General features: G+C 72.1%; 18 protein-coding genes and 1 pseudogene. 8 read left to right on the top strand and 11 right to left on the bottom strand.

Annotated elements, in window-relative coordinates:
• Positions 1-9: 9 nt before the first annotated feature.
• Both L7N97_RS18620 and yghU read right to left on the bottom strand, forming a co-directional pair.
• Entirely contained in the window at positions 10-1,092 is a 1,083-nt protein-coding gene (locus tag L7N97_RS18620; protein WP_237479788.1) for a helix-turn-helix transcriptional regulator, read from the bottom strand.
• A gap of 120 nt (positions 1,093-1,212) precedes the next feature.
• Complete coding sequence (gene yghU / locus L7N97_RS18615) at positions 1,213-2,094, bottom strand: glutathione-dependent disulfide-bond oxidoreductase (RefSeq protein ID WP_237479787.1); 882 nt, start codon at positions 2,092-2,094, stop codon at positions 1,213-1,215.
• 339 nt (positions 2,095-2,433) lie between these two features.
• Between yghU and L7N97_RS18610 the strand changes: the two genes are divergently transcribed.
• The 3 genes from L7N97_RS18610 (at position 2,434) to L7N97_RS18600 (ending at position 5,111) form a co-directional block, all read left to right on the top strand.
• Positions 2,434-3,696, top strand: coding sequence for a tlde1 domain-containing protein (locus L7N97_RS18610; RefSeq protein WP_237479786.1), 1,263 nt, complete (start codon positions 2,434-2,436; stop codon positions 3,694-3,696).
• A 125-nt stretch (positions 3,697-3,821) separates the two neighbouring features.
• The gene (locus L7N97_RS18605) at positions 3,822-4,877 is read left to right on the top strand and encodes an aldo/keto reductase (RefSeq protein ID WP_237479785.1); all 1,056 of its coding nucleotides are present in this window, start codon (positions 3,822-3,824) and stop codon (positions 4,875-4,877) included.
• 60 nt (positions 4,878-4,937) lie between these two features.
• Positions 4,938-5,111: a hypothetical protein gene (locus tag L7N97_RS18600; RefSeq protein ID WP_237479784.1), complete on the top strand. Its 174-nt coding sequence runs from the start codon at positions 4,938-4,940 to the stop codon at positions 5,109-5,111.
• Between the two features lie 229 nt (positions 5,112-5,340).
• Here L7N97_RS18600 and L7N97_RS18595 read toward each other — a convergent pair whose 3' ends face one another.
• From L7N97_RS18595 to gshB, 6 genes are all read right to left on the bottom strand, one after another.
• Positions 5,341-6,486: a patatin-like phospholipase family protein gene (locus L7N97_RS18595; protein WP_237479783.1), complete on the bottom strand. Its 1,146-nt coding sequence runs from the start codon at positions 6,484-6,486 to the stop codon at positions 5,341-5,343.
• Between the two features lie 123 nt (positions 6,487-6,609).
• Positions 6,610-7,842, bottom strand: coding sequence for an ATP-binding protein (locus L7N97_RS18590; RefSeq protein WP_237479782.1), 1,233 nt, complete (start codon positions 7,840-7,842; stop codon positions 6,610-6,612).
• Positions 7,839-8,570 (bottom strand): response regulator, encoded by a 732-nt coding sequence (locus L7N97_RS18585; protein ID WP_237479781.1) that lies wholly within the window; start codon positions 8,568-8,570, stop codon positions 7,839-7,841. Before L7N97_RS18585 ends, L7N97_RS18590 begins: the two co-directional genes overlap by 4 nt.
• 320 nt (positions 8,571-8,890) lie before the next feature.
• Positions 8,891-9,121 carry a hypothetical protein gene (locus L7N97_RS18580; protein WP_237479780.1) on the bottom strand — a complete coding sequence of 77 codons (231 nt, stop codon included), beginning with the start codon at positions 9,119-9,121 and terminating at the stop codon, positions 8,891-8,893.
• Between the two features lie 4 nt (positions 9,122-9,125).
• Entirely contained in the window at positions 9,126-9,353 is a 228-nt protein-coding gene (locus L7N97_RS18575) for a hypothetical protein (RefSeq protein WP_237479779.1), read from the bottom strand.
• A 205-nt stretch (positions 9,354-9,558) separates the two neighbouring features.
• Positions 9,559-10,506 carry a glutathione synthase gene (gene gshB / locus L7N97_RS18570; RefSeq protein ID WP_237479778.1) on the bottom strand — a complete coding sequence of 316 codons (948 nt, stop codon included), beginning with the start codon at positions 10,504-10,506 and terminating at the stop codon, positions 9,559-9,561.
• A gap of 328 nt (positions 10,507-10,834) precedes the next feature.
• On the opposite strand from gshB, the gene L7N97_RS18565 reads away from it, so the two are divergent.
• The 4 genes from L7N97_RS18565 (at position 10,835) to L7N97_RS18550 (ending at position 14,605) form a co-directional block, all read left to right on the top strand.
• Positions 10,835-11,503, top strand: coding sequence for a gluconate 2-dehydrogenase subunit 3 family protein (locus L7N97_RS18565; protein WP_237479777.1), 669 nt, complete (start codon positions 10,835-10,837; stop codon positions 11,501-11,503).
• Complete coding sequence (locus L7N97_RS18560; RefSeq protein WP_237479776.1) at positions 11,500-13,047, top strand: GMC family oxidoreductase; 1,548 nt, start codon at positions 11,500-11,502, stop codon at positions 13,045-13,047. The genes L7N97_RS18565 and L7N97_RS18560 overlap by 4 nt, the downstream gene beginning before the upstream one ends.
• 5 nt (positions 13,048-13,052) lie before the next feature.
• Positions 13,053-14,345, top strand: a complete 1,293-nt coding sequence (locus tag L7N97_RS18555) for a family 1 glycosylhydrolase (RefSeq protein ID WP_237479775.1) — start codon at positions 13,053-13,055, stop codon at positions 14,343-14,345.
• 116 nt (positions 14,346-14,461) lie between these two features.
• Complete coding sequence (locus L7N97_RS18550) at positions 14,462-14,605, top strand: hypothetical protein (RefSeq protein ID WP_237479774.1); 144 nt, start codon at positions 14,462-14,464, stop codon at positions 14,603-14,605.
• 60 nt (positions 14,606-14,665) lie between these two features.
• Here L7N97_RS18550 and L7N97_RS18545 read toward each other — a convergent pair whose 3' ends face one another.
• Together L7N97_RS18545 and L7N97_RS18540 are read right to left on the bottom strand one after the other, a co-directional pair.
• The gene (locus tag L7N97_RS18545) at positions 14,666-16,450 is read right to left on the bottom strand and encodes an ABC transporter ATP-binding protein (RefSeq protein WP_237479773.1); all 1,785 of its coding nucleotides are present in this window, start codon (positions 16,448-16,450) and stop codon (positions 14,666-14,668) included.
• Between the two features lie 299 nt (positions 16,451-16,749).
• The gene (locus L7N97_RS18540) at positions 16,750-18,123 is read right to left on the bottom strand and encodes an MFS transporter (protein WP_237479772.1); all 1,374 of its coding nucleotides are present in this window, start codon (positions 18,121-18,123) and stop codon (positions 16,750-16,752) included.
• A gap of 160 nt (positions 18,124-18,283) precedes the next feature.
• On the opposite strand from L7N97_RS18540, the gene L7N97_RS18535 reads away from it, so the two are divergent.
• Positions 18,284-18,727, top strand: a complete 444-nt coding sequence (locus tag L7N97_RS18535; protein WP_237479771.1) for a hypothetical protein — start codon at positions 18,284-18,286, stop codon at positions 18,725-18,727.
• Between the two features lie 214 nt (positions 18,728-18,941).
• Here the strand turns inward: L7N97_RS18535 and L7N97_RS18530 are convergent.
• Positions 18,942-19,898 (bottom strand): annotated as a pseudogene (locus L7N97_RS18530) (IS630 family transposase).
• Positions 19,899-19,929 lie beyond the last annotated feature (31 nt).

Here is a 19,929-nt window from a genome sequence, read left to right as displayed (position 1 = left end):
GGACCGCCCTCACCCCGCGATCCGCCCGAGCAGCGCCACCAGCTCCGACTGCCGGCCCGTGCCGGTCTTGCCGAACACCGAGCGCAGGTGCTTGCGGGCCGTCTCGTAGGAGATCCGCAGCGACGAGGCGACCTCGGGCATCGACAGCTCCCCCTCGCACACGAGCTGCGCCACCCGCGCCTCGGCGGGCGTGAGGTCGAAGAGGCCGCGCAGCAGGTCCGCGTCCGCCCGGCGGCGCTCGCCGGGGAAGGTCAGCACCAGCAACGCCGCGGCGCCGACGAAGACGTCGTGGGCCGAGCGGCGGATCGGGACGAGGTGGGCCACGCCGGGCGGTGAGCGCCCGTGCGGCGCCCGCAGCGGGATCGACCGCGTCCCGCCCTCCCCCGGCAGATGGCGGAGCGCCTCGGCCAGGAGCGCGTCGGCGCGCGCGTCGGCCAGGGCCGCGCGGCCACCCCATTCCCGCGCCACGGCGGGGGTGGCCGCGTCGAACAGCGCGTTGGCGGTCAGCACCCGGCCGCCCGCCGCCAGCACCGCCACCGGCAGGCCGACCGCCTGCAGCGCGTCCGCGGAGGCGCGGGCGCGTTCGAGGCCGATGCGGGCCGACAGCAGCGCCGCGCGCGCGAGGTGGGGCCGCAGCGCGTCGGCCTCCGCCACGGCGGCGGCCGGGGCGGGACCGAGCGAGAAGCGCCGCTGCACCGTGACGAGGACGTCGTCGCCGGTCGGCATGGCGATGAGGGTGCCGAGCTCGCCGCCGATGCCGCGCGGCAGGAAGAAGCCTTCGAGCGCCGGGTCGGCGAGGAGCTCGTCCAGCGTGAACAGGTCGTGCTCGGTGATGAAGCCCGGATGCCGCTTCGCGCGGGCGCGCTCCATGCGCCGGTTGCGCGCGGCCCAGCCCTCCTCGACGAAGCCCGAGACGACGCCCTCGAAGCCCGTCGAGCAGGTGATGCGGGTCGAGCCGCGGTCGCCGGCGATCAGCACCGCACCCGCCCCGTCGAACCGGTCCGCCATCGAGGCCAGCACGGCCGGCCAAAGCTCGGGCACCAGCCCGGCTTCGTAGATCCGGTCGATCAGCTCGTCCCCGCGTTCCGCCATGTCGGCCACCGTGCCCGCCCCGCCGTCCGGCCTCGGCCGGGCGACGGCGGCGCGCCATCGTGACGCATATCGTCGGGCAAGACCACTGAGGAGCGAACTCAGTGTCGGGGCGCTCGCGGTTCAGGACGCGGCCGGGGCCACCTTGTCCTGCGTCTTGGTGTCGAAGTCTGCGGCGTCGTGGCGCTCGTGGAGCTGCTCCGAGGGGTCGCCCATCATGCGGTTGACCATGCGCCCGCGCTTCACGGCCGGGCGCGCCGCGATCGCGTCGGTCCAGCGCTTGACGTTCCGGTACTCGGACACGGACAGGAAGGTGGCGGATTCGCCGTACATCTTCCCCTGCATGAGGGCGCCGTACCAGGGCCAGACCGCCATGTCGGCGATGGAATAGTCCGCTCCGGCCAGGAACTCGTTGTCGGCGAGGCGCTTGTCGAGCACGTCGAGCTGGCGCTTGGCCTCCATGGCGAAGCGGTCAATCGCGTATTCGATCTTGGTGGGCGCGTAGGCGTAGAAGTGGCCGAAGCCGCCGCCGAGGTAGGGGCCGCTGCCCATCTGCCAGAACAGCCAGCTCAGGGCCTCGGTGCGGGCCGGATGCGCCTTCGGCAGGAAGGCGCCGAACTTCTCGGACAGGTAGAGCAAAATCGCGCCCGACTCGAAGACGCGCACCGGCTCCGGCCCGCTCCGGTCCATCAAGGCCGGGATCTTGGAGTTGGGGTTCACCCCCACGAAGCCGCTGCCGAACTGGTCGCCCTCGCCGATCTTGATCAGCCAGGCGTCGTATTCGGCGGCGCCGAACCCCGCGGCCAGCAGCTCCTCCAGCATCACCGTGACCTTCACGCCGTTGGGCGTGGCCAGCGAGTAGAGCTGCAGCGGGTGGCGGCCGACCGGCAGCTCCTTGTCGTGCGTGGGGCCCGACACGGGGCGGTTGATGTTGGCGAACTGGCCGCCGTTGCCCTGTTTCCAGGTCCAGACGGTCGGCGGCGCGTATTCGGTCTCGTCGGTCATCGGTCAGGCTCCGGGCGGGATGTCCGGCTCGAACGCGGGACCGCCCCACGCTCCCAACGTGCGGGCCCGCCGTTCGGGTGCGCGGTTGCGTGCATCGCCGCCCTGCGCCGCCGCATCGCCACGCCGCCGACGCGCGCCCGACAAGGCCTCGACACGATCGGCCGGGCCGACCCGGCGCGGCGGCGTCCGGGCCCGCCGCAACTCCGGAATTGCGACGCGGTTCCGCGAATTTAAGCGCCGATTAACCAAACTCGGCCCCAATGTGCATTCACAGGACCGGTGTGGTTCTCGCGCAACGCTTCGGCGGGGCGCGCGAGGCCGATCTCGAGAGCGAGGCGAATGACCGACGCGACGTTCACCACCGGCGATGTCGCCCCGTTCGACCACGGCCGCCTGTCCCAGCGGCATTCCACATGGACCATCGCCGGGGCCGGCGCGGTGACGCTGGGCGTGCTGGTGGGCTCTTGGCTCCTCGACCACCGCGCCATGGGCGTGCAGCCCTTCGGCTTGGCGCCCGGCGCGGCGCGGCTCACCGCCGCCTTCCACACCCCGCCGTCCCCGGCCCTGCCCGACCTGCCGCGGGCCGAACCGCGCGCGGAAGCCCCTGCCGAAGGAGCCACAGCCGAAGCCGATCCCCAGGCCGTGCCGGCGCTGCCCGCCGCGCCCGGCGCGTCGCTGATCGACCCCGGCTTCGCCCGCGGCCCGTCGCCCGCCGCCCTCGCGGACAGCGCCCCGCTCGCGTCGCGCTTCGCCGCGGCCGGGCCCGCGGGCGCCGTCGAGAAGCCTCAGCCCGGCCCCGTGGTGGCCGTCGTGCCCGAAAGTGGGCCGGGCTTCGCCATGATTGTCCCCCTGCCCGGCGCGCACGACGAGGCGCCCGCGCCCGCCGCCGAGCCGCCCCTGCCCCCGGCCGCCCTCGCGTCGGCCGAGCCGAAGCCGCAGGTCGAGACCGTTCCGCTGCCGACTCCGCGCCCGGCCTTCCCCTGGGCGGCGCCCGAGCAGTACCGCCAGGGCCGCCGCGCCCTGGCGCGCAACACCGACACGGCGCCGACCCTGGCGGCCCCGGGCCCCGTGGCCGCGGCGGCGCCGGCCGACAACCGCGGCTTCCTCGAGAAGTTCTTCGGCGCGTTCAAGCCGTCCGGCTCGGCCCTCGGCTACGCGTCGCCGGAGGACGGCCTGTTCGGCCGCGCCGGCCTGCCGGGCAGCCCCGCGACCCCGCGCGACCGCTACACCGCCGTCTACGACATCTCGGCCCACACGGTTTACATGCCGGACGGCTCCAAGCTCGAAGCCCATTCGGGCCTCGGCGGCAAGATGGACGACCCGCGCCACGTCACGGCCCGCAACACGGGGCCGACGCCGCCCCACCTCTACGACCTGTCGCTGCGCGAGTCGCTGTTCCACGGCGTGCAGGCGCTGCGGCTCAACCCCGTCGGCGGCGGCGGCGTCTTCGGCCGCGACGGGCTCCTCGCCCACACCTACATGCTGGGCCCGAACGGCCAGTCCAACGGCTGCGTGTCGTTCCGCGACTACGCGGCCTTCCTCCGCGCCTACCAGAACGGCCAGGTGAAGCGCCTCGTCGTGGTGGCCGGCGGGATGAACTGAACCGGGCCTCCCCGCCCCGCGATCCGAATCGCATGCGATCTTCGCGGCCGCGTTCCGGCCGCCGCTGCGATGCGCTATGGGTGATGCCGAAGCCGGGCGCCGCGACCCGGCGGAGACACCCCCACATGTTCGAAAAGCGCAAGCTCGGTCGCACCGGGCTCGACGTCACGTCGATCTGCCTCGGCACCATGACCTGGGGCCAGCAGAACACCGAGGCCGAGGGCCACGCCCAGCTCGATCTGGCGATCGGCCGCGGCATCAACTTCATCGACACGGCCGAGATGTATTCCATCCCGCCGAAGGCCGAGACGCAGGGCTCCACCGAGCGGATCATCGGCACCTGGCTGAAGAGCCGCGGCGGGCGCGAGCGCATCGTCATCGCGTCCAAGGTGTCGGGCCGCTCGTCCAACGACTGGCTGCGCCCCGAGGGCAAGCCCGCGCGCCTCGACGAGGCCAACATCCGCTACGCCGTCGAGGGCAGCCTGAAGCGGCTCCAGACCGACTACATCGACCTCTACCAGCTCCACTGGCCGGACCGCGTGGTGAGCCTGTTCGGCTCCGGCGGCAACGTGTTCCGCGACCTCCCCCGCCCCGACGATTCCGTGCCGATCGCCGACACGCTGGGCGCGCTCGGGCGCCTCGTCGAGGAGGGCAAGATCCGCCACGTCGGCCTGTCCAACGAGACGGCCTGGGGCACGATGCGCTTTCTCGCCGAGTCCGACGCCGGCCGGGGCCCGCGCGTCGCCTCGATCCAGAACAGCTACAACCTCGTCAACCGCAACTACGAGCTGGGCCTCGCCGAGATCGGGATGCGCGAGGACGTGGGCCTGCTCGCCTATTCGCCGCTCGGCCAGGGCTACCTCACCGGCAAGTACCAGAACGGCGCCCGCCCGGCCGGCGCCCGCACGACGCTGTTCAACCGCGGCCAGCGCTACGAGAAGCCCGGCGTCGCCGAGGCGATCGACGCCTACCTGAAGCTCGCCGCGGAGTTCGGCCTCGACGCGACCCAGATGGCGCTGGCCTTCGTGACGAGCCGCAAGTTCGTGTGCTCCAACATCATCGGCGCGACCACGCTCCCGCAGCTCGAGACCGCGCTGGGATCGGCGGACGTCGCGATCTCGCCCGAGCTCGAGGACCGGATCGACGCGATCCATCAGGTGCACCAGAACCCGGCGCCCTGACGCTTGTGGCGGCGGGTCCGGCGGGGCAGACTCCCCGCCGGACCACCCGGGGGAAGACGCATGGCGCCGCGCTACGAGGTTCGACAGGAGGACGACGGGAGCTGGACCGTCGTCGACGTCGCCACGGACCTGCCGGCCGTGGTCAACGACATGCCCCAGCTCGGCCATTCCGAGGAGGACGCCCGCGCGGTGGCGCGCGAACTCGACGAGCTGATGGGCGACGAGGAGGAGTGAGGGGGCGTTCGGCGCGGCCTCGCCGAGGATCTCCGGAGGCCCTGACTGCCGCATCGGAGGCTGTCGTCCCGGCCTCGAGCCGGGATCCAGCGGTGCGGCGGCGCGCCACCTCGGCAGGTCACACCCGGTCGGACCGACTGGATCCCGGGTCTCCTCTACGCTACGCCCGGGATGACGACCGAAAGGTCGCCTCCGTGTGGTCCGACGCCGAGGGCTTCGGCCCTCCCCTTCACGGCCTCGCCGGCTCGCCCAGCCCCTTGAGGTCGCGGTGCCAGGCGCTGCCGTCCTGGCCCTCCCGCGCCCCGATCGCGAAGGCCTGGTCCATGTAGCTCGCCCCGAAGGGCGTCGTCGGGTCGAACGGCACGGCGCGGTCGATGTAGGCGAGCTCGAAGTCCTGCCCCAGCCGGTGCGCCGTCTCCGAGGCCGCCGTCACCTCGGCCGCGGTCTGCGCCTTGAACACGGTCGACAGCGACCGGTAGGCGATGGGCAGCGTGCCCTTGGCGGTGAGGCTGAACTCCGGCGGCAGCGTGTTGTTGACCACCGCCCAGACGTGGACGCGCCGGCGCGGGGCGGCGGCCGCGACCGCGTCCGGGCGGATGAAGATCTGCGCCGTGGCGACGCCGTCGACGTGCATCTCGCGCACCGCGCGGTCCCCCGCCGCGGCCTCGATCATCACGGGCGGGAACACGGCCGGCACGCTGGCCGAGGCCACCAGCACGTCGCGGAACAGCGCCGCGGCCCTGGGGTTCGGGCTCGACGCGATGGCGCCCATGTCCCACACCACCGGGCGCTGGGCGTCGAGGTTGGTGGACACGGCGAGCAGGCGCCGGCCGCGCCGGTGCTCGGCCGCGATCTGCGCCAGGAACTCCGGCGTGCAGTAGCTGTCCACCATGCGCCGGAGCGGGCCGGGGTCGAGCAGCCCGTCGCCGGTCGCGATGGCGATGAGGTTGGCGGGCTCGGCGACGCCCCCCGCGCCGTCGCCCGTGTAGAGCTTCGCGACCGTGGCGTCGTAGGCCGGGCCCAGGAAGGCGAAGGGCGCGATCAGCGCGCCGGTCGACACACCGGTGACGACGTCGAAGGCGGGGCGCGTGCCGCGCCGCGTCCAGCCGTCGAGTAGCCCGGCCGAGAAGGCGCCGCCGGCGCCGCCGCCCGACAGGGCGAGGACGTTCACGTCGCCGCGGCCCGGCACGGACCCCAGCACGGCGCGGGCGAGGTCGCGCGCGGGCCCGTCGCCCCAGGCGCGCACGGGGCCGAAGCCCGGCACGACGGCCGCGGCTTGGTCGGCGGCCGTGAAGCCTTCGCGCGGGGTCAGCGCGCAGGCGCCGAGCGAGAGCGACAGGGCGAGGACGGAGATCAGCTTGCGCTGGGATGGCATTCGGGACGGGTCCGGGCGTCGGCGTGGTCTTTGCCGTAACGGCAGTGCCGCATCCTGGCGAGCGGGCGTTTCGCGGGTCTGACGGCTCGGGGCGCCGGGAGCCGCCGGCCCGCGGGGATGGGCTCAGCTCGCCGGCAGGGCGATGCGGCAGCGCAACCCGTGCGGCTCGCGGTTGCTCAGCGTGAGGGTGCCGCCGTGCGCCTGCACGATGGCCTGCACGATGGGCAGGCCGAGCCCGAAGCCGGACGGGCCGCTCCGCGCCTCGTCGTCCGTGCCGCGGCGGAACGGCTGCATCACCTCGTCGAGGCGTTCGGGCGGGATGCCCGGCCCGTCGTCGGTGACCGTCACGGCGACCGAGCCGTCCGGCTCCCGCGCGAGCTCCACCGTGGCCTCGGCCTCCACGCGCGCGGCGTTGTCGACGAGATTGCCCACCGCGCGGCGCAGTTCGTCCTCGTGGCCCGAGATGACGAGGTGGTCCGGCCCGCCGTAGCGGGCGCGGTGGCCCATGTCGGCCGCCTCGTCGCAGACGGTGCGCAGCAGGCTCGCGAGGTCGAGCCGCGTCGGCTCGCGCTCCACCCGTCCGTCGCGGATGAAGGACAGGGCCGAATGCACCATCGCGTCCATCTGGCCGAGGTCGCGCAGCATCAGCTCGCGCAGCGGCGCGTCGTCGACGAATTCCGCGCGCAGCCGCAGCCGGGTGATGGGCGTGCGCAGGTCGTGGCTGACGGCGGCCAGCATGCCGGTGCGCTCGCGCATCATGCGCGCGATGCGCCCCTGCATGCTGTTGAAGCCCTGCGCCAGGGCGGCGATCTCGGCCGGGCCCTCCTCGGGCAGCGGCTGGGGGGCGCGCAGCGAGGCGGCGTCGCGCGCGAAGCCCTCCACGGCGTCGGACACGCGGCGCAGCGGCGCCGTCACGCCGCGCACCGCCCAGACCACGAAGAGCGTGGTCGACAGCGCCACGAAGGTCAGCGTCGCGAAGGCGATCAGCGCCGGGTCCGGCCCGCGGCGGCGCGACGCGCCCGTGGCGGCGCTGATGGCCGTGCCGTCGGCCAGCACGAGCGACTGGCGCCCCCGCGGGACGGGCGCCCCAGCGGGCTCCAGCCGCAGGACGAGTTCAGGGTCGGCCAGCGCCACGGCGCGCAGCACGGCCTCGCGGTCGGCCGGCGGGGCCGCCCCGACGATCTCGGCCGCGTGGTCGAGCCGCGTGATCGTGCCGGGGTGGAGCGGGCGGAACCAGCCGGCGCGGTTGAGCAGGAACGCCCCGCTCATGCAGAGGTGGAAGATCACCGCCGACACGGCCACGAGCAGGATCAGCTGCGTGGCGATCCGGCCCGGCAGCAGCCTCCGCAGCCTCACGCCTCGGCCTCGACGCTGGGCGAGAAGATGTAGCCGGAGGAGCGCACCGTCTGCACGAAGTCGGGCTCGCGGGGGTTCTTCTCGATCTTCAGCCGCAGGCGGCTCACCACGATGTCGACGCTGCGGTCCTGCGACAGGCTGCCCGGCCCCTGCGTCAGGTCGAGCAGCCGCTCGCGCGACAGCACGCGGCCGGGGTGGTCGCAGAAGGTGGACAGGAGGTCGAACTCGGCGCTGGTCAGCGCCACGCGGGCGCCGTCGGGGTCGGTGAGGCGGCGGGCGCCGCGGTCCACCGTCCAGCCGGCGAAGCGCATGATCCGCGCCGCGCCGGCGGTCGCGGGCGCCTCGGCCCCGGCGTTGTGCCGGCGCAGCACGGCGCGGATGCGGGCCAGGAGCTCGCGCGGGTTGAAGGGCTTTGGCAGGTAGTCGTCGGCGCCCATCTCCAGGCCGAGGATGCGGTCCAGGTCCTCGCCCTTCGCCGTCACCATGATGACGGGCGGCCCGCCGGCGTTGCGCAGGCGCAGGCAGAGCGACAACCCGTCCTCGCCCGGCAGGTTGATGTCGAGGATGACGAGGTCGGGCCGGCGCACCGCCATGCGGGCGTCCATGGCCGTCCCGTCGCGCGCCACCTCGGCCTCGAAGCCGTTGTCGCCGAGGTAGCGGGCCACCAGCGCGCTGATGTCCTGATCGTCCTCGACGATCAGGACCAGGGGATCGCGCGCCGCAGCCATGACCGGAACCTCGCTCGCGGCCAACTGCCGCCCGCCGCAGCGGTCGCACGCGACTGTGGAGGGAGGATGGAGGCGCGATGTCCCGGAAGTTTCACCGGCGATGCATCGAACCCAGGCCGTCCCCCGACTCCACGTGCGTCGATCTCGGCGGCGAAGTCGTCGTTCCTCCCGCGCCCGACATCATGCATCCGGGTCGAGCGCTCGACGGCGCGAGGTCGAGGCAGCCCTCGAAGAGTTCGACGAGATCAGGCCGCGTTCTGATCCTCGCGCAACCGCTCCGCCCTTTTCAGCTCGTAGCGATGTTCGGCCTCCGCATAGGCTCAATCGATCTCCTCCTGAGTGGGTTTCCTCGCAGTCCACGCCCCCAGCGGAGCCGGCATCGAAGGTAGCCTCCTCAGCGCCCTCTCACGTTCGATGGCCCGCATGCCCTGGCGGGTCAGGTTCGGGTACTTCAGCTCGAACCGTCTGATGGAAAGCTTGTTGATCACGAGGCCCATCAGGCCGAAAGCGACGGCCCCGATGGGGAGGGCGAGGGCGAGCATGGGATCCACGGCGTCACTCCTCCAGCTGCAGATCGTGGAGGATCAGCCGCGCGATCAGGTGCAGCAGGACTGCACCGCCGATCGAGACACCACCCCACCACAGATCCAGTTGCTTCGTGACGACGATCGGGGTGATGATCCCACCGAGGACCGTGCCTCCCGCCACGCCGTTGACGAGCGTCGCGAGGATCTCCGCCTTTTCGTTGGCGACCTTGGCGTCGAGCCGCTCCTCCGGTGTCACGAGACCATCCCGCTCCGCGATCGCAGGGCGAGCCTATCAAGCCCGCGATGCGGGTCAACGGTTGCAGGCGGCCGTCACATCGCCGGTTCGCCGCGGCAGTTACGCGGGTGTGGCCGACCGCCGCCCTCTCGGCTGTCGTCTGGACCCATGATGACGGGCGAACCGGCCCGGTCCGGGACCGCGAGTCCGGCGGGAGGAGGTGCCGTCACCCCCGCCCCATCTTCCCCTCGATCGCGTCCCAGATCGCCTCCGACAGGTCCGGCCCGCCGAGCCGCTTGATCGCCCGCAGCCCCGTCGGCGAGGTGACGTTGATCTCGGTGAGGTGGCCGTCGATCACGTCGATGCCGGTGAACAGGAGGCCGCGCCGCTTCAGCTCCGGCGCGATGGTCGCGCAGATCTCGCGTTCGCGCGCCGACAGGTCGGTTGCGCCCGCCGCGCCGCCGCGCACCATGTTGGCGCGGATGTCGTCGGCGGCCGGCACGCGGTTCACCGCGCCCATCGCATCGCCGTCGACCAGGATGATGCGCTTGTCGCCCTTGGTGATGTTGGGCAGGAAGCGCTGGCACATCCAGGGCTCGCGGAAGGTGGCGGAGAACAGGTCGAACAGCGAGCCGAAGTTGGGATCGCGCACCGCCACCTTGAACACCGAAGCGCCGCCGTTGCCGTAGAGCGGCTTCATCACGATGTCGCCGTGCTCGGCCCGGAAGGCCTCGATCGCGGCGCGGTCGCGCGACACCAGCGTCGGCGGCATCAGCTCGGGATAGTCGAGCACGAACAGCTTCTCGGGCGCGTTGCGCACGCCCGCAGGGTCGTTGACCACCAGCGTCTTCGGGTGGACGCGCTCCAGGAGGTGCGTCGAGGTGATGTAGGCGAGGTCGAAGGGCGGGTCCTGCCGCAGCAGCACCACGTCGACCTCGGCGAGGTCCGTGTGCCGCGGCTCGCCCAGCGTGAAGTGGTCGCCGACCTGGTCGCGCACCTCCAGCGGCTGCATCGGCGCGAACACGCTCCCCGCGCGCTGCGACAGCTTCTCGGGCGTGTAGAACAGCAGCGAATGCCCGCGGGCCTGCGCGGCGAGCAGCAGGGCGAAGGTGGAGTCGCCCGCGATGTTGATGCGGTCGATGGGGTCCATCTGGACCGCGACGGTGAGACCCATGAGACCTGTCCGAGCGTGAGGCCGGCGAGCCGGCGCGTGCCCGGCACTGTGCCGACAGGGCCGGTTTCGTCAACAGCGTGGCGGCGCCGTGTTCCAGCCCTTCGGCGCCGCTCGGACCAGGACCTACGACGTGGACCGGCCCTGCCCAGTCGCACCCGCATCCCGGGATACGCGTTGCCGTGGCGGGTCCGGGGTCCGGATCGGCGGCGTCCACAACAAATGTGAAGCTGCGGCCCTGTATCACGCTCGACGATCGCGACCGGAGCCCCATCTCGGCCATCGTGCACCGCACTGCAACATGGTTTGACGGGACCCGGATCGGACCTTCATGGACAAAGACACATCGGCGGCGCCGTCGCGGCCCGAGGGCGACGCGACCGCGGGGCTGCGCGACCACCGCTACCCCGAGGGCACCTTCGCGGGGCTGATCGGCACGCCCTTCGTCACGGCGCCGACCCGCGCCGCCCTGACGGCCCGCATGGCCAAGCCCGCCGTGACGGAGCCGCGCTTCCTCAGCCCGGCCGAGTTCGCCCTGCTCGGCGCCGTCTGCGACCGCCTGCTCGACCAGGACGGCGACGACCGCCGCATCGACGTGCCGGGCGCCGTCGACGCGCGGCTCGCCTCCGGCGAGACGGACGGCTGGCGCTACGACGCGCTGCCGGACGACGGCGCCGCGATGAAGCGCGGCCTCGCCGGCTTCGACGAGACGGCGCGCGCCCTGACGGGCCGCGGCTTCCTCGACCTCGGCCCGGACGAGCGGGACCGCGTGATCGGTGCCGTCGAGGCCGGCGATCCCCCGGGCGCGGCCTGGGCGGACCTGCCGGCGAAGCGCTTCTTCGAGGACCTGCTCGCCGCCGCCACCGAGAGCTACTACGCCCACCCGCTCGCCCAGGAGGAGATCGGCTACGCGGGCTACGCCGACGCCCGCGGCTGGCAGAAGATCGAGCTCGATCAGCGCGAGCCGCGCGAGCCCGAGCCCGTGGGAGGCCCGCGGTGAGCCGCTCCCCCTTCGCGACCTCCGACGAGGTCGACGCGGTCGTGGTCGGCACCGGCGCCGGCGGCGCGCCGCTGCTGGCGCGCCTCGCCGCCGCCGGCCTCTCCGTCGTGGCCCTCGAGGCCGGCAAGGCGCTCGATCCCGTCCGCGACTTCGCGCGCGACGAGGAGGCGCAGGGCTTCCTGTTCTGGAACGACGAGCGCCTCAGCGCCGGCGAGGACCCGGTCGCCTTCGGGCGCAACAACTCCGGCACGGGCATCGGCGGCTCGACGCTGCACTACACCGCCTACATGGTGCGGGCGCAGCCGGCCGACCTGCGCCTGAAGACCGACTTCGGCGTCGCCGAGGACTGGCCCTTCCCCTACGAGGCGCTGGAGCCCTACTACGACGAGGTCGAGGCGACGATCGGCGTGTCCGGCCCCTCGCCCTACCCGTGGGGGCCGGCCCGCACGCCCTATCCGTTGAAGCCGCTGCCGCTCAACGGCGCCGCGCAGCTGATGCAGCGCGGCTGCGACAAGCTCGGCATCCGCACCTCGCCGGCCGCCAACGCGGCGCTGTCCGGCTCCTACGCGACGGACGGCACGCGCTTCCGCCCGGCCTGCCACAACTGCGGCTTCTGCCAGGCGGGCTGCGCCACCGGCGCCAAGGGCTCGGCCGACGTCACCTGGCTGCCGATGGCGGCCGCGGCCGGCGCCGAGATCCGCCCCGAAGCCTACGTCACGGGCTTCGAGCGCGCGCCGGACGGCCGCATCACCGCCGTGGTGTACCGCACGCCGCGCGGCGACGAGCGACAGCGCTGCCGCAACGTGTTCCTGTGCGCCGGCGCCATCGAGACGCCGCGCATCCTGCTGCTGAACGGCCTCGCCAACGGCAGCGGCCAGGTCGGCCGCAACTTCATGGCCCACACCGGCATCCAGGTTTGGGGCCAGTTCGACGAGTTCGTGCGGCCCTTCAAGGGCATCCCGGGCGGCCTCATCTCGGAGGACACGCACCGGCCGGCCGACGCCGACTTCGCGGGCGGCTACCTCCTGCAGTCGATCGGCGTCATGCCGGTCACCTACGCGTCGCAGGTGGCGCGCGGGCGCAGGCTCTGGGGCAAGCAGCTCCGCGCCCACATGCGCGGCTACAACAACACCGCCGGCATCAACATCCTCGGCGACTGCCTGCCCTACGCGCACAACTTCGTGGAACTGTCCGACGAGCTCGACGCCCGCGGCCTGCCGAAGCCGCGCGTGCATTTCACCATGGGCGAGAACGAGCGCCGCATGACGGACCATGCCGACAAGCTCATGCAGCGCATCTGGGCGGCGGCCGGCGCGCGCGACATCTGGTCCTTCCCGCGCAACGCCCACATCATCGGCACGGCCCGGATGGGCTCCGACCCGGACAGCTCGGTGGTCGACCCGGACGGGCGCGCCCACGACGTGCCCAACCTGTTCGTCTCCGACAACTCCACCTTCCCGAGCGCGCTCGGCGCCAACCCGGCGCTGACCATCATGGCGCTGGCGCTGCGCACGGCCGACCGCTTCCTGGCGCGCGGAGCCTGACCACGATGCGCAGCTTCCTCAACACGCTCGACGGCCTCAAGGGCGGCGGGCGGCCCGACGAGATGGCGGCGCGCGAGGGCGCCTTCATGTTCGCCACCGGCATCGAATGCTCCTACCCGACGGTCGACCACGGCCGCATGCGGCGCGACCTCCTCGAGGAATGCGGCCACTACGCGCGCTGGGCCGAGGACCTCGACCTCGTGAAGGGCATGGGCCTGCGCTTCCTGCGCTACGGCCTGCCCTACCACCGCACCCACCTCGGCCCCGGCCGCTACGACTGGAGCTTCGCCGACGAGGTGATGGAGGGGATGCGGGCGCGCGGGATCGTGCCGATCCTCGACCTCCTGCACTTCGGCGTGCCGGACTGGCTCGGCAACTTCCAGAACCCGGACCTGCCGGCGCATTTCGCCGAATACGCCGAGGCGGTGGCCCGGCGCTACCCGTGGGTCAAGCACTGGACGCCGGTCAACGAGATCTACGTGGCGGCGCGCGTCAGCGCCAAGGACGGGTTCTGGAACGAGCAGCTGAAGAGCGACCGCGCCTTCGTCACCGCCATCAAGCACCTCGTCGCCGCGAGCCTGCTGGCCGGCCGCGCGATCCTGCGCCACCGGCCGGACGCGCTGCTGATCCAGAGCGAGAGCGCCGAATACTTCCACGAGCTGAAGGCCATCCCCAGCCGCGAGAACCGCATCGCCAACTACAACCGCTTCATCTCGCTCGACCTGCTCTACGGCCGCCCGCCGGACGCCGAGATCTACGATTTTCTCCTGGCGAACGGCATGACGAAGGCCGAGTTCGACTGGTTCATGGACTTCGACGCCCCGGGTTACCAGGTGCTCGGCCTCGACTATTACGGCCGCAACGAGCGCATGCTGAAGCCGGACGGCACGACGATCCCGGCCGAGGACGTCCTCGGCTGGTACCAGCTCGCGCGCCAGTACTACCGCCGCTACCGCAAGCCGCTGATGCATACGGAGACCAACGTCTTCGACAAGGAGGCGGCGCCGGGCTGGCTGTGGAAGCAGTGGATCAACGTGCTGCGGCTGCGCGGCGACGGCATCCCGGTGCTGGGCTTCACCTGGTACTCGCTGGTGGACCAGATCGACTGGGACACGGAGCTGCGCGAGAAGAACGACCGCGTGGTGAACTGCGGCCTCTACGACCTCGACCGCAAGCCCAACCCGGTCGCGGCCGACTACCGCGAGATGCTGGCCGAATACGGCGGCATCGGCCCGGTGCTCCACGCGGGCTTCCTCACGCCGACCGACGAGCCCGCGCCGGAGCCCGTGGAGCCGTGAGAGACGGTGCGGTCTGCGCGGAGAACCGTGACTCGGCGATCCGCGTAGGGCCCGAACCGACGACCGTGACGGATCGAGAGGACGTCGATGGTCATGCCGTTGCGGCCGACACTGTCATGGACGAGGTGGCCCAGCGCCGCGTGACCGTCCTGCGGATGCCGGGCACGTCCTGCGGCCTGCCGAGGGGTGGTGAGCGTCCGGTCCTGGCGATCGTGGCCTCGATCGCGCTCAGCACTCTCGCGGCCGTTTCCGGGCCGTGATCCTCGACATGCGCCGCTCCGAGACGCGGCGGTAAACCCCTTGCTCGACGTCACGGTATCTCACGCGATCTCGGCCAGCGCCGCCTGCCGCTCGAACAGCGCCCGGTAGGCGCCGCCCGGCCGCCGCACCAAGCCTTCGTGGGTGCCGTCCTCGACGATGCGGCCCCGGTCGAAGACCAGGATGCGGTCGAGCGCCCGCACGGTGGACAGGCGGTGCGCGATCACGATCGCGGTACGCCCCCGCATCAGCCGCTCCATCGCGTCCTGCACCAGCGCCTCCGATTCCGAGTCGAGGCTCGACGTGGCCTCGTCGAGGATCAGGATCGGCGCGTCGGCCAGGAAGGCGCGGGCCAGCGCCACCCGCTGCCGCTCGCCGCCCGACATCTTCACGCCGCGCTCGCCGACCGGCGTGGCGTAGCCCCGCGGCAGCTTCTCGATGAAGCCGTGCGCGTTGGCGAGCCGCGCCGCGCGCTCGATCTCCGCCGCGCTCGCGCCGGGGCGCCCGTAGCCGATGTTCTCGGCGAGCGAGCGGTGGAACAGCACCGGCTCCTGCGGCACGATCGCGACCCGCTCCCGCAGCGAGCCCTGCGTGACGAGGGCGAGGTCCTGCCCGTCCACTGTGATGCGCCCGCCCGTCACGTCGTAGAGGCGCTGCACCAGCTTGACGAAGGTGGTCTTGCCGGAGCCGGAGCGCCCGACGAGCGCCACCCGCTGCCCGCCGGGGATCGCCACCGACAGGTCGCGGTAGAGCGGCTCGGCGTGGCCGGCGTAGTGGAACGTCACGCCCTCGAAGCGCAGCGCGCCCGCCGTCACGGCCAGCGGGCGCGCGCCCGCCCGGTCCGCCACGCCGGGCGGCTCCGCCTCCAGCGCCACGAGATCCTCCAGCTCGTTGACGCGCCGCTGCAGCCGGTTGATCTGGTTGCCCATGTCGCGCAGGTAGCCGTGGATCACGAAGTAGGCCGTGAGCACGGTGGCGACGTCGCCCGGCGCGGCGCGCCCCTCCCACCAGAGGCGCAGCGCCAGGCCCACCACGGCGGCGCGTAGCCCGAGCAGCACCGCCGACTGGATCGTGCCGCCCCACACGGCGCGATGCCAGGCGCGCGTCGTCCGCCGCTGCCACTTGTCGAGCGTGCGGTCCAGCCGCGCCTCCTCGCGCGCTTCCGCCCCGAAGGCCTTGACCACGGCGTTGTTGGTGATCGCGTCGCTGAGCAGCCCGCTGATGCGCGTGTCCTGCGCGTTGGACAGGGCGGACGCCGGCGCGATGTAGAGCGTCGACAGGGCCACCACGGCGCCGAGGTAGGCGACTGCGCCGAGGCCCACCACCGCGCCCAGGACGGGCCAGCGCGCGCCCAGCACCGCCGTGGTGCCGATGAGCACGACGAGCGCGGGCAGGAAAGACAGGAGCAGCAGGTCGTTCAGCTCGTCGAGCGCCCACATGCCGCGGGAGATCTTCCGCACGGTGGAGCCCGCGAAGCTGTTGACGTGCCATTCCGTCGACAAGCGCTGCACGCGCGCGAAGCCGTCTTGCGCCATGTCGGCCATGGTGCGCAGCGTGAGGGGCACGACGCGGCTCCAGGCGAGGTGGCGCAGCGCCAGCCCGCCGAAGCTCAGGACCGTCATGGCCGCGAAGGCCGGCAGGGCCGCGCCGAGCGCCGCGGCGCGGTCGGGCAGCGTCAGGGCGTCGATGAGGCGCCCCGCGAAGAAGGGCAGCGTCACGTCGGCCAGCGTCGAGGCCGTGATGGCCGAGGCCACGGCGGCGGCGAGCCGGCGGCGCCGGCCCCAGCCGCGGAGCACGAAGGGGATCACGCTGCGGAACGCGTCCGCGCGTCGGGGTGAGCGGGTCATCGGGGATGGTCCGGGCGCGCCAGGGCCGGACGCGGAACGTCCTTCGGCCGGTTCAGGCGCCTTGGAGGGGGATCGCGAAGTCTCTCGGGTCCGTCAGGACGCGGAGACGGCCGGGCGCTTCAGGATGCGGGCCGGGCGGAAGAGCGGAAACTGTTCGAACATGCGCGCTCTCCCTGGTTCGAGCGATGCCTGACCGGTCGATAGCGGAGATGCGGGCCCCGCGCAACCCTTCGTTTCACATCCCGTCGGGGCTCCGCCCCGAACCCCACGAAGGGCCGAGGCCCTTCGATCCCGGTTCTTCAGCGCGCCGCCACGCGGCCGGGCACCAGGGCCCACGCGGCCAGCGCCATGGCGACCAGCAGGACGGCCGAGAGCACGGCCCCGACGTGCAGGCCGCCGACGAGGTCCGGCCCCGCCAGCGTGCCGAAGACCGCGACCCCGACCGCGCCGCCGGCCTGCCGCGCCGCGTTGGTGACCGCCGCTGCGACGCCCGAGCGGGACCGGTCGACGCTGGCCAGCACGGCGCCGATCATGGCCGGGATGCCGGTGCCCATGCCGGCCGGGATCAGCACGAAGGCCGGGAGCGCGAGCCAATAGGGGCTGCCGGCGTCGAGTGTCAGCAGCAGCGCGAAGCCGAAGGCGTCCACCAGGAAGCCGGCCACCATGCAGGTCCGCACCCCGAAGCGCGCCACCAGGCGGGCGTTGACGAGGTTCACGACGATGAAGGTCGCCATCATGGGCAGGTAGGCGAAGCCGGTCGCCGGGCCGGAATAGCCGCGCACGCGCTGGAAATAGAGGCTCAGCACGAAGACGGTGCCGTAGAAGGTGACGTTGGCGACCGTGCCGTAGGCCACCGCGGTCGAGAAGGTCGACGAGCGGAACAGCGACAGCGGCAGCACCGGCGCTGCCGTGCGGCCCTCGACCCACACGAAGAGCGGGCCCGCGACCGCGGCCAGCGCGAGCAGCCCGATCACCACGGGATGGGTGAAGCCCAGCGGGTGCGCCTCGATCACGGCCCCGACGAGCCCGGCCAGCGCCAGCACGGCGAGCACCTGCCCCCAGGGGTCGAAGCCCTGCCCCTCCTCCTCGCGCGGCGTTTCCGGCGCCCGGAGCGCGAACAGCCCGGCGAGGAGGCAGACCGGCAGGTTGACGAGGAAGATCCAGCGCCAGGAGCCGCCGGCGAGCAGCAGGCCGCCGAGCACGGGGCCGGACGCGAGCCCGATGCTGCCCGCCGCGGTCCACAGGCCGACGGCCCTGAGCCGCAGCGGCGCGTCGTGCTCCGTCGCGTGGTTGATGAGCGACAGCGAGCAGGGCAGCATCACGGCGGCGCCGACGCCCTGCAGGGCGCGGGCCGCGACCAGCGACACCACGCCGGGCGCGAGGCCACAGAGTGCCGAGGCCAGGGCGAAAAGCCCGACGCCGGCGAGGTAGGTGCGGCGCGCGCCGAAGCGGTCGCCGAGGAAGCCGCCCACCAGCAGCATCACGGAGAACACCAGCGCGTACCCGTCGACGATCCACTGCAGGCCCGAGATGCCGGCGCCGAGGTCGGACCCGAGCCGCGGCAGCGCAACGTTGACTACTGTGACGTCGAGTTGCACCAGGGCGAAGCCGAGGTTGGCGGCGGCCTGCGTCCAGCCCGTGCCCGCGCCGCGCCGATGGTCCACCATCGTCATTGCTGCAATCTTCCCGCACCCCACTCTGCCGGACGCTTCTAGAAAGGCGTGGACGGGATGAACAGACGCTCGAGCGGGATGCAGCCATCCCGGTTTAAGCGACGGTTAACCATATCGAGTCATAGATCGTTAAGGGATCAGATGAAGGGCTGGAAGACAGATGAAGGTCGAAGGCCGCGCCATTCCGGCTCCTGTCCGGCAATCTCAGACACGGATTCTGCTGATCGCCCTGGTCCTCGCTGGATCTGTCGCGGGTTGCGCAACGTCACCCGGCGCCACCGCCACCTGCACCGACTTGATCTCCACCGGAGGGGGCCTTCTGAAGTTCTGCCAAGCCGGCGATAAATTGCATGTGACTGAGTCGGGCATCGATCCCGCCGAAGCAGCAAACGAAGTCAAGATCGTGGATGACCCGTCCGTGCTCCACTCGTTGCAGAGTGAGATCAGCCCACGGCCAGAGCTGAAGTCCTCGCGCGAGATCGTCGCGCGCGCCTGCTTGGTCAAAGGAAAAGAATATATCAGCATCGCTGCTGTCGATCTGAAGCGGATCGTGTCCGTGAGGGAGGTGCGCTCCGCCGATGATGTCTCGGCAAAAGTGCCATGAGGGGTCGAGACCGTTCGCCGGACTGAGCTTCCCTCGGACGGAGAGAGTCGGAGCGGCAGCCCCAACTCCCTCGAACGAAGTTCGACAGTGATCAGCAGGGATCCAACGAGAGCGACTGATAGGCATTGCGCACCAATCGTCGGGTCTGGAGGAAGACGCTCGGGCTCTGCGTGACGGTTGCAGTGTTCGTGCCGACCACTAGAGCTATTTCCGATCAGGTTGGGTCGTAGGCATCGTAGCCAGCCGCGGCGAGGTAGTTACGGCACTCGTCAGGAGTGAAGCGGGTTAAAGGCTTCCCGGATGGCGACGCGCAGATCCGTGACGGTGCGGGCCGCCGCTGTGCGAAGCAAGGCCTTCAGCTTGGCGAAGGCGTTCTCGATAGGATTGAAGTCAGGGCTGTATGCCGGAAGGTAGAGCAAGCGAGCCCCCGCTGTTTCGATAGTCTCCCGCACGCCTTTCACCTTGTGAGCGCTCAGGTTGTCCATCACGACCGTGTCGCCGGGCTTGAGGGCCGGGATGAGGACGTCGGTGACGTAGGCCAGAAACCGCGCCCCGTTTGTGGCGCCGTCCATCAGTTCGATCGCAAAGGGACCGCTTCCCCGCAGGGCCGCCGTGACCGTGGTGGTCTTGTAGTGCCCGTGCGGCACCGCGATGCGGCAGCGCTCGCCACGCCTCGCCCGGCCATGGCGGCGGGTCATGTTGGTGGCCGCCGCTGTCTCATCGAGAAAGACGACCCGCTCGGGGTCCACGTCGAGTTGACCCTCGAACCAGTCCTCGCGCGCCTTCATCACGTCGGAACGGCTTTGCTCGGCGGCGTGCAGATCCCTTTTTTACGGCTGATCTTGTGGCGCACGAAGAAGCGGTGCAGCCCGCTCGTGCTCGTGCTGACACCCTTCTCGCGCAAGCTTTCACGCAGCTCGCGCAGGTACGCCTGCGGCTCCGCCTCGCACGCCTGCAGGATCATCTCCGCGTGGGCCTCGATGTTGCGGGAGCGCTGGTCTCCGCCCATCGGCTTGGCCGCGACCACGCCCTCGGCCCGGAAGCGGGCTTGCCAGCGGATCGCCGTCGCGATCCCGACACCGAAACGCTCGGCCGCCTGGCGGCAGGAGGAGCCCGCCTCGACAGCGGCCAGAACACGCTCGCGTAGGTCCACAGACAGGGCTCTTGGCATCAGTGTCCGTCCGATAAGGGCACGTGGGGTT

The organism is Lichenibacterium dinghuense (assembly GCF_021730615.1).
GTDB classification, from domain to species: Bacteria; Pseudomonadota; Alphaproteobacteria; order Rhizobiales; family Beijerinckiaceae; genus Lichenihabitans; species Lichenihabitans dinghuensis.
This window is presented reverse-complemented; position numbering and strand designations above follow the sequence as displayed.

What these genes read in the sequence shown, in the direction of transcription:
- L7N97_RS18620 (WP_237479788.1), bottom strand. Translation starts at nt 1,092, where the DNA reads ATGGCGGAACGCGGGGACGAGCTGATCGACCGGATCTACGAAGCCGGG.
- yghU (WP_237479787.1), bottom strand. Translation starts at nt 2,094, where the DNA reads ATGACCGACGAGACCGAATACGCGCCGCCGACCGTCTGGACCTGGAAA.
- L7N97_RS18610 (WP_237479786.1), top strand. Translation starts at nt 2,434, where the DNA reads ATGACCGACGCGACGTTCACCACCGGCGATGTCGCCCCGTTCGACCAC.
- L7N97_RS18605 (WP_237479785.1), top strand. Translation starts at nt 3,822, where the DNA reads ATGTTCGAAAAGCGCAAGCTCGGTCGCACCGGGCTCGACGTCACGTCG.
- L7N97_RS18600 (WP_237479784.1), top strand. Translation starts at nt 4,938, where the DNA reads ATGGCGCCGCGCTACGAGGTTCGACAGGAGGACGACGGGAGCTGGACC.
- L7N97_RS18595 (WP_237479783.1), bottom strand. Translation starts at nt 6,486, where the DNA reads ATGCCATCCCAGCGCAAGCTGATCTCCGTCCTCGCCCTGTCGCTCTCG.
- L7N97_RS18585 (WP_237479781.1), bottom strand. Translation starts at nt 8,570, where the DNA reads ATGGCTGCGGCGCGCGATCCCCTGGTCCTGATCGTCGAGGACGATCAG.
- gshB (WP_237479778.1), bottom strand. Translation starts at nt 10,506, where the DNA reads ATGGGTCTCACCGTCGCGGTCCAGATGGACCCCATCGACCGCATCAAC.
- L7N97_RS18565 (WP_237479777.1), top strand. Translation starts at nt 10,835, where the DNA reads ATGGACAAAGACACATCGGCGGCGCCGTCGCGGCCCGAGGGCGACGCG.
- L7N97_RS18555 (WP_237479775.1), top strand. Translation starts at nt 13,053, where the DNA reads ATGCGCAGCTTCCTCAACACGCTCGACGGCCTCAAGGGCGGCGGGCGG.
- L7N97_RS18550 (WP_237479774.1), top strand. Translation starts at nt 14,462, where the DNA reads ATGGACGAGGTGGCCCAGCGCCGCGTGACCGTCCTGCGGATGCCGGGC.
- L7N97_RS18545 (WP_237479773.1), bottom strand. Translation starts at nt 16,450, where the DNA reads ATGACCCGCTCACCCCGACGCGCGGACGCGTTCCGCAGCGTGATCCCC.
- L7N97_RS18540 (WP_237479772.1), bottom strand. Translation starts at nt 18,123, where the DNA reads ATGACGATGGTGGACCATCGGCGCGGCGCGGGCACGGGCTGGACGCAG.
- L7N97_RS18535 (WP_237479771.1), top strand. Translation starts at nt 18,284, where the DNA reads ATGAAGGTCGAAGGCCGCGCCATTCCGGCTCCTGTCCGGCAATCTCAG.